The organism is Methylobacterium sp. 1A (assembly GCF_058072805.1).
Window position 1 is genome coordinate 665,453 of record NZ_JBYQVE010000002.1, and the last position, 12,616, is coordinate 678,068.

General features: G+C 72.2%; 10 protein-coding genes. All 10 read left to right on the forward strand.

Annotated elements, in window-relative coordinates:
* Positions 1 to 17 precede the first annotated feature (17 nt).
* The 10 genes from ACX9MN_RS23475 (at position 18) to ACX9MN_RS23520 (ending at position 12,560) form a co-directional block, all read left to right on the forward strand.
* On the forward strand, positions 18 to 1,472 hold the full coding sequence (locus tag ACX9MN_RS23475; protein WP_489725590.1) for a CoA transferase: 1,455 nt from the start codon (positions 18 to 20) through the stop codon (positions 1,470 to 1,472).
* Between the two features lie 269 nt (positions 1,473 to 1,741).
* Positions 1,742 to 3,199, forward strand: coding sequence for a class II fumarate hydratase (gene fumC / locus ACX9MN_RS23480; RefSeq protein WP_489725591.1), 1,458 nt, complete (start codon positions 1,742 to 1,744; stop codon positions 3,197 to 3,199).
* A gap of 46 nt (positions 3,200 to 3,245) precedes the next feature.
* Positions 3,246 to 4,973, forward strand: coding sequence for a ubiquinone-dependent pyruvate dehydrogenase (gene poxB / locus ACX9MN_RS23485; protein ID WP_489725592.1), 1,728 nt, complete (start codon positions 3,246 to 3,248; stop codon positions 4,971 to 4,973).
* A gap of 30 nt (positions 4,974 to 5,003) precedes the next feature.
* A complete protein-coding gene (locus ACX9MN_RS23490) occupies positions 5,004 to 5,402 on the forward strand; it encodes a cupin domain-containing protein (RefSeq protein ID WP_447694986.1) in 399 nt (132 codons plus the stop codon).
* Between the two features lie 11 nt (positions 5,403 to 5,413).
* Positions 5,414 to 6,925 (forward strand): malate dehydrogenase (quinone), encoded by a 1,512-nt coding sequence (mqo, locus tag ACX9MN_RS23495; protein ID WP_489725593.1) that lies wholly within the window; start codon positions 5,414 to 5,416, stop codon positions 6,923 to 6,925.
* A gap of 107 nt (positions 6,926 to 7,032) precedes the next feature.
* Positions 7,033 to 8,445 (forward strand): cytochrome ubiquinol oxidase subunit I, encoded by a 1,413-nt coding sequence (locus ACX9MN_RS23500; RefSeq protein ID WP_489725594.1) that lies wholly within the window; start codon positions 7,033 to 7,035, stop codon positions 8,443 to 8,445.
* A 6-nt stretch (positions 8,446 to 8,451) separates the two neighbouring features.
* On the forward strand, positions 8,452 to 9,438 hold the full coding sequence (gene cydB / locus ACX9MN_RS23505; RefSeq protein ID WP_091675999.1) for a cytochrome d ubiquinol oxidase subunit II: 987 nt from the start codon (positions 8,452 to 8,454) through the stop codon (positions 9,436 to 9,438).
* A 47-nt stretch (positions 9,439 to 9,485) separates the two neighbouring features.
* Entirely contained in the window at positions 9,486 to 11,342 is a 1,857-nt protein-coding gene (locus tag ACX9MN_RS23510; protein WP_489725595.1) for an FUSC family protein, read from the forward strand.
* Positions 11,339 to 11,563: a DUF1656 domain-containing protein gene (locus tag ACX9MN_RS23515; RefSeq protein ID WP_020091025.1), complete on the forward strand. Its 225-nt coding sequence runs from the start codon at positions 11,339 to 11,341 to the stop codon at positions 11,561 to 11,563. The genes ACX9MN_RS23510 and ACX9MN_RS23515 overlap by 4 nt, the downstream gene beginning before the upstream one ends.
* Position 11,564: 1 nt before the next feature.
* The gene (locus ACX9MN_RS23520; protein WP_489725596.1) at positions 11,565 to 12,560 is read left to right on the forward strand and encodes an HlyD family secretion protein; all 996 of its coding nucleotides are present in this window, start codon (positions 11,565 to 11,567) and stop codon (positions 12,558 to 12,560) included.
* Positions 12,561 to 12,616 lie beyond the last annotated feature (56 nt).

Sequence of the window (12,616 nt, forward strand, 5' to 3'; positions counted from 1 at the left end):
GATCGAGGGCCGGGACCATGCGCGAACGACACGCCGACCACGACGCCCTGGCGCCGATCCTCGCGGAGGCGCTGGCCGCCCTGGCGCTGCCGCCCGAGGCCGGGGACCGGCTGGCGGTGACCGGCACCGGGAGCCTGCCCTCCTGCTTCCCGGTCACCGCGCTGGCGACGGCGTCGATCGGCGCCGCCGGCCTCGCCGTCTCCGAACTCCTCGGCCTCTCCGGCCCCGCGCCCGCCGTCGCGGTCGACCGGCACCTGGCCTCGGCGTGGTTCGGCACCTCCGTGCGGCCGCAGGGCTGGACGCTGCCGGCCGCCTGGGACCCGATCGCCGGCGACTACCAGGCGGCGGATGGCTGGATCCGGCTGCACACCAACGCGCCCCATCACCGCGCCGCCGCCCTCGCAATCCTCGACTGCCCGGGCGAGCGGGAGGCGGTCACGGCCGCCGTGGCCCGCACGGCGGCCGAGGACCTGGAAGGGGCGATCCTGCGCGCCGGCGGCTGCGCCGCGGCGATGCGCGGTCCGGACGATTGGGAAGGCCTGGACCAGGGCCGGGCGGTCCGGGCCGAGCCCCTCGTGGCGGTCGCGGAACGGCCCGTCCAGCACCGGTCGCCGTGGCGCCCGGACCCGGCCCGTCCCCTCGCGGGGATCCGGGTCCTCGACCTGACCCGCATCCTGGCCGGGCCGGTGGCCACGCGCGTCCTGGCCGGCCTCGGGGCCGACGTCCTGCGGATCGACCCGCCCGGCTGGGAGGAGCCGTCCCTGGCGCCCGACGTCACCTTGGGCAAGGTCTGCACGCGGCTCGACCTCCGGCAAGCTGCCGACCGCCGGCACTTCGAGACCCTGCTCGCCGAGGCCGACATCCTCGTGCACGGGTACCGCCCGGACGCCCTGGAGCGGCTCGGCTACGGCGCGGCGCGACGCCGGGCACTCAACCCGGACCTGATCGACGTCGCGCTCTGCGCCTACGGCTGGACCGGACCCTGGGCCGGACGGCGCGGCTTCGACAGCCTCGTCCAGATGGCGACGGGCATCGCGGCGGCCGGGCAGCGGTGGAAACAGGCCGACCGGCCGGTGCCGCTGCCCGTCCAGGGGCTCGACCACGCCACCGGCTACCTGATGGCGGCGGCGGCCGTGCGAGGCCTGATCGCCCGGCAGCGCGACGGGCACGCCGTCACCGCGCGGCTCTCTCTGGCCCGGACCGCGCGCCTGCTCACGGACCATCCCGGCAGCGCGCCGGGGCCCGCCTTCGGTGGATATCGGGACGCGGATTACGCCCCGGAGATCGAGGACACGGCGTGGGGACCTGCCCTCCGGCTGCACGCGCCCGTGCGGATCGAGGGCGCGCCGCTGCGGTGGGATCGCCCGGCCTGCGATCTCGGCACGACGGAGGCCGCACAAGTCAGACATTTCGGCAGCGCGCGCTTGTCCGGCTCGAAAGACGCTCCGGGGAGCAGAAGCGCTATAAATTGACCAATCGCGGGAATGTTTTTGCAGCCTCCGCGCGGCGGAACGCTTGACACCGATCTATGTTATCTGGCAATTCGCATTCATGATCTGTAATGCGTTTTGTCGGCGTTTTTAATACTAGGTTTAAGTGAAGATTTAATAGTCAGCTTTCTTAAAATCTGCACATATAGACCGAAGACCGAAAATAATACCACCGTTTACGTCAAAGCGCACCCGGTTCGCCGAACCCGTCTCGCACTGTGCCAGACGGTCCGACACCGAGAAGGATGACGATGAACGAGTCTGCCCCGGGCCACCCCATCCTGCGCGACGTTCCGATCGGCATCGCCGCCACCGGGATGCGGCACGAGACGGACTCGATGGGCGGGATCGACGTGCCGGCAGACCGCTACTGGGGCGCGCAGACGCAGCGCTCGCTCCAGCACTTCTCGATCGGCGACGATCGCATGCCCAAGCGGGTCTACCACGCCTACGGCTACGTCAAGAAGGCCGCCGCCCTGGTCAACGCCGCCGCCGGCCGCCTGGAGGACTGGCGCGCGCAGGCCATCGTCCAGGCCGCCGACGAGACGATCGCGGGCAAGCTCGACGCGCACTATCCGCTCTACGTCTGGCAGACCGGCTCCGGCACCCAGTCCAACATGAACGTCAACGAGGTGCTGTCGAACCGCGCGATCCAGCTCCTCGGCGGTGTGCTCGGCTCCAAGAGCCCGGTCCACCCGAACGACCACGTCAACATGGGCCAGTCGTCGAACGACACCTTCCCGACCGCGATGCACGTCGCCACGGTGCTCGAACTCGACGAGGTCCTGCTCCCCAAGGCGCGGGCGCTGGCCGACGCGATCGACGCCAAGGCGCGGGCCTGGATGGACGTGGTCAAGACCGGCCGGACCCACCTGCAGGACGCGACGCCGCTCACCGTCGGCCAGGAATGGTCGGGCTACGTGGCCCAGATGCGCGACGCGCTGGCCCTCGTCGAGGCGTCGCGCGCCGGGCTGTACAAGCTGGCGGCCGGCGGCACCGCGGTCGGCACCGGCCTCAACGCCCCGGAAGGGTTCAGCGCGGAGATCGCCGCCAAGATCGCCGATCTCACCGGCAAGCCGTTCGTCACGGCGCCCAACAAGTTCGCCGCGCAGGGGTCGCTGGACGCCACGGTCGCCGCCATGGCGGCGGTGCGCGGGCTCGCGGTCGCACTGATGAAAATCGCCAACGACATGCGCTGGCTCGCCTCGGGGCCCCGCTGCGGCCTCGGCGAACTGCTGCTGCCCGCCAACGAGCCGGGCTCCTCGATCATGCCCGGCAAGGTCAACCCGACCCAGTGCGAGGCCCTGGTGATGGTCTGCATCCAGGTGATCGGCGAGGACAACGCGGTCGCCTTCGCGGGCTCGCAGGGCAACTTCGAGCTCAACGCGATGCGCCCGATCATCATCAACAACACGCTGCATTCGATCCGCGTGCTGGGCGACGCCTGTGAGAAGTTCCGGACCTACTCGGTCGAGGGCACCGAACTCAACCGGACGCGGATCGACGAGACCGTGAACCAGTCGCTGATGCTGGTCACGGCCCTGTCGCCGGTGATCGGCTACGACCTCGCCTCGAAGATCGCCCACCGCGCCAACGACGAGGGCACGACGCTGCGCGCGGCCGCCCTGGCCGAGGGCGTCCCGGCCGAGCGCTTCGACGCGGTGTGCGATCCCAGGACCATGATCGGCCACGGGCTGGCCGGCGCCTGAAGCGCGCCGGGACCGTCCGTCCGCCCCCTCAGCTGAGCGAGACACCATGAGCACGAAGGTCGCCGATCTGTTCGTCCGGGCGCTGGCGCAGGCCGGCGTGGAGCGCATCTACGGCGTGGTCGGTGACAGCCTCAACGGCCTGACCGAGGCCCTGCGCCAGGACGGCTCGATCGCCTGGATCCACACGCGCCACGAGGAGAGCGCCGCCTTCGCGGCCGGCGCCGAGGCGCACCTGACCGGCGAACTCGCGGTCTGCGCCGGCTCCTGCGGGCCGGGCAACCTGCACCTGATCAACGGCCTGTTCGACGCGCACCGCTCCCGCGTGCCCGTGCTGGCCATCGCGGCCCAGATCCCCTCGGCGGAGATCGGCCGGGGCTACTTCCAGGAGACGCACCCGCAGAACCTGTTCCAGGAATGCAGCCACTACTGCGAGCTGGTCTCCTCGCCGGCCCAGCTGCCCGGCGTGATCGAGACCGCGATCCGCGTCGCCGTCGCCGAGCGCGGGGTCGCCGTCGTGGTGATCCCCGGCGATGTCGGCCTCATGGCCATGCCGGGGAACGCGCCCGAACTCTCCGCCGCCCTCGTGCCGCCCCCGCCCGTGGTGCGCCCGCGCGAGGCCGACCTCGACGCGCTCGCCGGGATGCTCAACGCGGCCGGGCGCGTGACCCTGTTCTGCGGCCGCGGCTGCGCCGGCGCCCACGCGGAGCTGCTGCAACTCGCCGAGGCGCTGAAGGCGCCTGTCGTCCACGCGCTCGGCGGCAAGGAGCACGTCGAGTGGGACAATCCCTACGACGTCGGCATGACCGGCCTGATCGGTTTCTCGTCGGGCTACCGGGCGATGCTCGACTGCGACACCCTGCTGCTGCTCGGCACCGGCTTCCCCTACCGCCAGTTCTACCCGGACGACGCCAAGGTCGCGCAAGTCGACCTGCGGGCCGGGAGCCTCGGGCGCCACTGCCGGATCGATCTCGGCCTGATCGGCGACGTCGGAGAGACGATCGCGGCGCTGCTCCCGAAGCTGCAGGCCAAGACCGACCGGGCGCATCTCGACGACAGCCTCGCCCATTACCGCAAGGCCCGCGCCGGGCTCGACGCGCTGGCGGTGGGCAAGCCCGGCGGCAAGATCCACCCGCAATACGTCGCCCGGACGCTCAGCGAGGCGGCCTCCGAGGACGCGGTCTTCACCTTCGACGTCGGCACGCCGACGATCTGGGCGGCGCGCTACCTCGCCATGAACGGCAAGCGCCGGCTGATCGGCTCGCTGAACCACGGCTCGATGGCCAACGCCCTGCCGCAGGCGATCGGCGCGCAGGCGGCCTATCCCGGGCGGCAGATCATCTCGTTCTCCGGCGACGGCGGCTTCGCCATGCTGATGGGCGACCTGCTGACCCTCAACCAGCACAAGCTGCCGGTGAAGATCGTGGTGCTGAACAACGGCACGCTGGGCTTCGTCGAGATGGAGATGAAGGCAGCGGGCTTCCTCGAGACCGGCGTCGAGCTGGTGAACCCGGACTTCGCCGCCATGGCGAGCGGAGCCGGCATCTTCGCCCGGCGCGTGGAGGACCCGGCCGCGCTGCCGGACGCGATGGCCGCGATGCTCGCCCATGACGGCCCGGCGCTTCTCGACGTCGTCTCGGCCCGCCAGGAGCTGTCGATGCCGCCGAAGGTCGGCCTCGAGCAGGTGACGGGCTTCGGGATGTGGCTCGCCCGGGCGGTCATCGACGGGCGCGGCACCGAGATCATCGACCTCGCCAAGACCAACCTCTGGCGCTGAGGCGCCCTTCCGAAGCCGGAGCTCTGCCCGATGATCCGCTGCGTACGCATCTGGACCGGTGACGACGACAATTCCTACTTCGAGGAAGGCGTCATCGACCTGCCCCACGGCGAGCGCGGCGACATCCTCAGCGGCACGACCGAGGTGGTCTCGATCTCCTTCCGCGAGACCCAGGCCGGCGGGACCTACGCGTGGCACGCGGCGCCGACCCGGCAGTTCGTCATCACCCTGCGCGGCACCCTCGACTTCCAGACGAGGGCCGGCGCGCACTTCACGATCCGCCCCGGCGACATCCTCATCGCCGAGGACACGGCCGGCTCCGGCCATTCCTGGCGCCTCGTCGACGACGAGCCCTGGTGCCGGGCCTACGTGATCCTCGCCCCCGGCGCCGAGGCCCGGCTCCCCTTCGTCCCGAACAAGACCGCCTGAGGAGGGGCCCGATGGCCGCCATGAGCTTCGACGACGCTCCCGACGTGGTGCTGATCGGCGCCGGGATCATGAGCGCGACCTTCGGCACGATGCTGAAGGAGCTGGAGCCGTCGCTCAGGATCGCGATGTTCGAGACGCTGCACGACTGCGCGCAGGAGAGCTCGGAGGGCTGGAACAACGCCGGCACCGGCCACGCGGCCAATTGCGAGCTGAACTACACCCCCCAGCGCCCCGACGGCAGCGTCGACATCGCCAAGGCGCTCGAGGTCAACACCGAGTTCGACATCTCGCGCCAGCTCTGGGCGCACCTCGTGCGGAAGGGCGCGATCCCGGATCCCCGCGCCTTCATCCATCCCTGCCCGCACATGAGCTTCGTCTGGGGGGCCGAGAACGTCGCCTTCCTCAAGGCGCGCTACGCCGCGATGTCGGCCCACCACTGCTACCACGGCATGGAGTACAGCGAGGACCCGCAGGTCATCGCCGGCTGGGCGCCGCTGATCATCGAGGGCCGCGATCCCGGCGAGCCGATCGCCGCCACCCGGATCGTCACCGGGACGGACGTCGATTACGGCGCCCTGACGCACCTGCTGGTCGGGCAGCTCGCGGCGCAGCCCGGCTTCGCCGTCCACTACAACCGCAAGGTCGTCGCCCTCGACCGGGTCGACGACGGCCGCTGGGCCGTGACCGTCGAGGACACCTACGACGGCACGCGCCAGACCGCGACGGCGAGGTTCGTGTTCATCGGCGCGGGCGGCGGCTCGCTGCCGCTGCTGCAGGCCTCCAAGATCCCGGAGGGGCGCGGCTACGGCGGCTTCCCGGTCTCAGGGATCTGGCTGCGCTGCGACGTCGACGCGGTCAGCGCGCGCCACCACGCCAAGGTCTACGGCAAGGCCGCCTCCGGCTCGCCGCCGATGTCGGTGCCCCACCTCGACACCCGCATCATCGGCGGCAAGCGCTCGCTGCTGTTCGGGCCCTACGCGGGCTTCTCGTCGCGCTTCCTGAAGCACGGGTCGCTCACCGACCTGTTCACCGCGCTGACGCCGCACAACATCGTGCCGCTGCTGGACGTCGCCAAGGACAACGTCGCGCTCACCGAGTACCTCGTGGGCCAGGTGCTCCAGAGCTCCGACCACCAGTTCGCGACCCTCAAGGACTTCTTCCCCAAGGCGCTGAAGCAGGACTGGACCTCGGCGGTGGCCGGCCAGCGGGTGCAGACGATCAAGCCGACCGGCAAGGCGAACCCGCTGGAGGAAGGCTACCTCGAATTCGGCACGGAGCTGGTGGCCGCGGCCGACAACTCGATCTGCGCCCTGCTCGGCGCCTCGCCCGGCGCCTCGACGGCGGCCTTCATCGCGGTCGAGGTGCTGGAGAAGTGCTTCGCCGACCGGCTCACGCCGGACGCCTGGCTGCCCCGCCTCAAGGCGGTGATCCCGACCTACGGCATCGACCTCAAGCGGGACGCCGAGGCCTGCCGCCGCACCCGGGCCGAGACGGCGCCGGTCCTGAGGATCGAGAACGTCTGACAGGTTCGCGAGGCGCGGTTCCCCGCGCCCCGCCGGCGGACATCTGAGGGTGCGGCGCGCCCGGCCCGCGGCGGCGGACCGGCGAGCTTCGGCCGGAGAGAGGAACGATGGACATCTCCGCCCTGATGCTCTCGCGCATCCAGTTCGCCTTCACGGTGTCGTTCCACATCATCTTCCCGGCCTTCACGGTCGGGCTGGCGGCCTGGCTCGCCTTCCTGCAGGCGCGGGCGATGATCGCGCGCGAGCCGGTCTACGACCGCCTGTTCGACTTCTGGCTCAAGATCTTCGCCGTCGCCTTCGGGCTCGGCGTGGTCTCCGGCATCGTCATGGCGTTCCAGTTCGGCACCAACTGGAGCGAGCTCGCCCGCCGCACCGGCCCGATCCAGGGGCCGCTCCTCGGCTACGAGAGCTTCACGGCCTTCGCGCTCGAGGCCTCGTTCTTCGGGGTGCTGATGTTCGGCCGCAGGCGGGTGCCGCGCTGGTTCTACCTGTTCGCCTGCCTGATGGTCTGCCTCGGCACCAGCCTGTCGTCGTTCTGGATCCTCGTGAACAATTCGTGGATGCAGTACCCGACCGGCTTCGCCCAGCGCCCGGACGGCGTGTTCGTGCCGACGGACTGGTGGGCGATCATCTTCAACGGGGTCGTCTGGGTCCGCTTCCCCCACATGGTCCTGGCCGCCTACGTCACCACCAGCTTCTGCGTGGCCGCGACGGGGGCGTGGTACATGCTGCGCGGCAGCGACCGGATCGAGGCCCGCGCCATGATCCGGATGGGGCTCGGCCTCGCCGCGATCCTGGTGCCGCTGCAGCTGTTCTTCGGCCACCTCACCGGCGACTACGTCGTCAAGCACCAGCCCTCGAAGATCGCCGCGATCGAGGGCCACTGGGAGAGCCAGGCGCCGGCCGGCGAGATCCTGTTCGCGTGGCCCGACGAGGCGCAGGAGAAGAACCACTTCGTCATCGCGCTGCCCGCCCCGATCGGCAGCCTGATCGACGACGGCACCCTCACCGGCAAGGTGATCGGCATCAAGGACATTCCCAAGGCCGACCGGCCGCCGGTGCTGATCCCGTTCTTCGCCTTCCGCATCATGGTCGGCTGCGGACTGCTGATGCTGGCGCTGGCCTGGGGCGGGATGGCCTTCTACGCCACCGGGCGGCTGGAGCGGGCGCGCTGGCTGCAATGGGCGATCTTCCTGTCGTTCCCGCTGGGCTTCGTGGCGACGCTGACCGGCTGGTTCACCGCCGAGGTCGGGCGCCAGCCCTGGACGGTCTACGGCCAGCTGCGCACCGCCGACGCGGCGACGCCGTTCCTGGCCGCGCCGCAGGTTGCGACCTCCCTCGCCGTGTTCGGCGCGGTCTACGCGCTGATCTTCGCGGCCGGCACCGTCTACATCTACCGCATGCTCAAGGCCGGCATCCTGCCGACCCCGGCCGGTGCGGAAAGCGCCGCCAACCCCAAGCGGCCGCTCGCCGTGCCGGGCGACAGTCCCGGCACCCCCAGCAGCAATCCGGCGGAGTGAGCGGCCGTGATCGAATTCTGGGCCGCCGCCCTCGCCCTCACCCTGATGCTCTACGTGCTGCTCGACGGGTTCGACCTCGGCGTCGGCATGCTGTTCGGGATCGCCCCGGACGAGACGGCGCGCCGGCACATGATGCAGGCGATCGCCCCCGTCTGGGACGGCAACGAGACCTGGCTGGTGCTCGCCGCCACGATCCTGTTCGGGGCCTTCCCGACGGTCTACGCGCTGCTGCTCTCGGCCTTCTACCTGCCGCTCCTCCTGATGCTCGCGGCCCTGATCCTGCGCGGCGTCGCCTTCGAGTTCCGCTACAAGTCCCGGCGGCTGCGGCGGGTCTGGGACGCGGGCTTCGTCGGCGGCTCCTACTGCGCGGCCTTCGTGCAGGGCGTGACGGTCGGGGCGCTCGTTCAGGAGCTGCCGGTGCAGGGCGGGCTCTACGCCGGCGGGGCGTTCACGTGGCTCACGCCGTTCTCGCTGCTCTGCGGGCTCGGCCTGTGCCTCGGCTACGCGCTGCTCGGCGCCGCGTGGCTGTGCGGCAAGACCGAGTCCGACGTGCGCGACCTCGGCTTCCGGCTGCTGCCGCGGCTCCTGCTGGGCGTCCTAGTCTTCCTCGGCGCGGCCTTCGCGTACGCGCTGGCGATGAACCTGCGGGTGCTGCACCGCTGGGTCGAGCGGCCCGAGATGCTGGTCCTGCCGCTCGTGGGGGCCGCGGCCTGCGCCGGGCTCCTCTACGCGGCGCGGCGCCGGATCGACGCGCTGCCCTTCCCGCTGGTGGCGCTGATCTTCGCCGCCGCCTTCGCGACGCTCGCCGCCTCGTTCCTGCCCTACATGGTGCCGTTCAGCGTGACGGTGACCGAGGCGGCGGCGCCGGAGGCGAGCCTGTCCTTCATGTTCTGGGGCGCGGGGATCGTGGTCCTGCCGATCACCCTGATCTACACCCTGGTGGTCTACCGGGTGTTCAAGGGGAAGGTCGACATCGCCGAGCATTATGACTGAGCCTGCAGCCGGGTTCCCGGACCCGCCCCGGCCGGCGAGGCCGCGCGATGGCCGGTGAGGTCGCTCTCTCCGAGGACGCGCCGGGCCTCCTGCAGCGCCTCGCGGCGTGGTGGCCGCGTGAGGCGGCCGAGGCCGTGCGCATCGCGCTCACCGCCATCGCGGCGGTCTGGCTCGCCATGTGGCTCGAGCTGGCGCTGCCGCACTGGGCCGGCTGGACGGTTATCTCGGTGACGCTCGCCACCCGCGCGGCCTCCCTGCGCAAGAGCCTGTGGCGCGCCGGCAGCACGCTGGTGGGCGTCACCGTCGCGATGGTGCTGGTGGCCAATTTCGCCCAGGCGACCCTGGCCTTCGACCTCGCGCTGGCCCTGTGGATGGGCCTGCTCACCGCGGCCTCCAGCGTCGAGAGCGGCCAGCGCGCCTACGGCTTCGCCTCGATGGGCTTCACCGTGCCGATCATCGCGCTGGCCGACGTGCAGAACCCGGAGGCGGTGTTCCAGATCGGCGTCGACCGCTGCTCGACGATCCTGCTCGGGATCGGCTGCGCCTACGCGTCGAACGTGTTCGTGGCGCCGGGCGTCCCCGCCGTCAGCCGCGCCCTGGCGGGGCGGCTCGAGGCGGCCGCGGAGGCCTGCGACGCCTGGATGGCCGCCCTGCGGCGGGGCGAACCGCCCGGCCCGATGCCGATCGCCGCGGTCATGACCCTGGGCGAGGAGGTCACCGACACGTTCACCGAGCAGCCCTCCCTGCGCTCCGGCGGCCGCGGCATCCGCAACGCCGCCCCCCGGCTGCGGCGGGTGCTCGCCGCGGGCCTGCTGCGGGCGCTGCTGCCGGACCGGCCGGGATCGCGCTCGACCGACCTGATCGGGGCCGGCGGGGCGATCGCCGTCCGGCAGGTCGGGCGCGTCCGGGTCTCGGCGCGGCTCCTGCGGGCCGGCGGGCGCGTGGGCCGGCGGCGCGTCCCGTTCCGCCCGCACCTGCTCCTGTGGAACGACCTGGACTGGGACGGCTGGCACGCCTTCGACAACGCCCTGCGCACCGCCGCCGCCGTCCTGCTCGTCAACGGCTTCTGGTACGTCACCGGCTGGTCGCACGGGGCCGGCGCCGCGACCTGGGCGAGCCTCGTCTGCGTCCTGCTCGCCGCCCATGCCGACCCGCGGGCGGAATCCCGCGCCTTCCTGGTCGGCGCGCTGCTCGCCGGCGTGGTCGGGCTCACCGTCCGCTACACCCTGCTGACGACCACCGGGAGCTTCGCGCTGATGGCCGCGGTGCTGCTGCCGGTGGCGATGCTGGCGGTGGTCGGCCGCGCCGACAAGCGCGCGATCTACGGGATCGGCTTCGGGTTCTTCGTCTTCGGCGTGCTCGATCCCAAGAACCCGATGACCTACGACCTCGCCGACTCGCTCAACACCGTGCTGGCCGAGCTGCTCGGCATGGCGGTGGCGGCGATCGCGTTCGCCGCCCTGCCGCCGCCGGTGAGCGCCGCGACCCTGCGCCTGCGGGCCCGCCGGCGCCTGGTCCGGTCGGTGCGCGGCGCGGCCCTCGACCCGGCGCTCCTGCTGCCGCCCCTCGACCGCTATCTCGCCCGGGGCTTCGGCCGACTCGCCCTCATCGGCGCGGACGACGCGGCGGCCCGGAGCGGCGAGCGCCTGCTCGTCATCGGGCTCCTGCTGCTCGCCCTGCGGGAGACGGACGACCGGGAGGGCCGCCGCGTCGGCCGGGCGGTCTGGGCGCGGCTCGCCGCGTCCCGTCCGGCGGGGCCGGAGACGGCGCCGGATCCCTTGCGCGCGCTCGCCGACCGGGCGACCCTGCCCCTCCAGGCGGAGCGCATCGGGGCGCTGGCCGCCCTCGTGTCGGATCTCGACCGCGCGGGCTGGCCGAACCTCGATCCGGGAGGGCGGGCGTGATCGGCGTGGTCGGATTGCGGGCGGTCGACGTGCTGGGGCTCTTCGTCGAGCCCGCGGTGATCTGCCTGCTCGCCGCCCTGGTGATCACCTGGGCCCTGCGCTGGATCCTGGACTGGATCGGCATCAACCACCTTGTCTGGAACCGCGCCCTGTTCGACTTCAGCCTCCTGACCGCCGTGACGGCGCTGCTGATCCTGTCCCTGCGCGTCCAGGGCCCGTGAGATGGCCCTGAAACCGCGACCGTCGCTGCGCGACTGGCAGCCGCCGCCCGCCTACAACGTCGCCGCCACCCTGCTGGCGCTGGCGGCGGCCGTGGGCCTCGCCTACCTCGCCTTCCTCTACTACGCCTACACGCCCTGGACCCGGGACGGGCGCGTGCGCGTCTACACCGTGCAGGTGGCGCCCGAGGTCTCCGGCACGGTGGTGGCGGTCCGGGTCCGCGACAACCAGTTCGTCCGCAAGGGCGACGTGCTGTTCACGATCGATCCCGGCACGTTCAGGAACGCCGTGACCCAGGCCGAGGGCGCCCTCGCCAGTGCCCGGGCGCGGGCCGGGTACCTCGCGGGGATCGCGCAGCGCACCGCCGATCTCGACGACCTCGCCACCACGCCGCAGCAGAAGCAGACGACCAGCGGCCAGGCGCAGGCCGCCCAGGCCGACGTGGTCCAGGCGGAGGGTGCGCTCGCGCAGGCGCGGCTCAACCTGGAGCGCACGACCCTGCGGGCGACCGTGAACGGCTGGGTCACCAACCTGCTGCTGCAGGAGGGCGGGTTCGCCGCCACGGGGCAGCCGGCGCTGACGCTGGTCAACGGCGACAGCTTCTGGATCGAGGGCTATTTCGAGGAGACGCAGCTCCCGCGCATCGGCGCGGGCGACGCCGCGCGCGTGTCGCTGATGGCGTGGCCGGACCGTCCGATCCGGGGGCGCGTCACCGGCCTCGGCCGCGGGATCAGCGTCGCCGACGCCGCCCCGGGCGTCCAGGGGCTGCCGACGGTCAACCCGATCTTCACCTGGGTCCGGCTGGCGCAGCGGGTGCCGATCCGGATCGAGCTCGACGACGTGCCCTGCCCGATCGTGCTGGCGGCCGGGATGACGGCGAACGTCGCGATCCTGGCCGAGACAGCCGGGTCGCCGGACGCCCTGCCGCCCGACCGGCGCACGGGCGCGGCCGCCGGCCAGCGCTGCGACGGGGCGCCGGTCGTCGAGTCGCGGCGCTGACGGCCCGCGCCGGCCGGGAAAACCGGGCGGCGCGGCGCGTTGATCCGGCAGGCGCG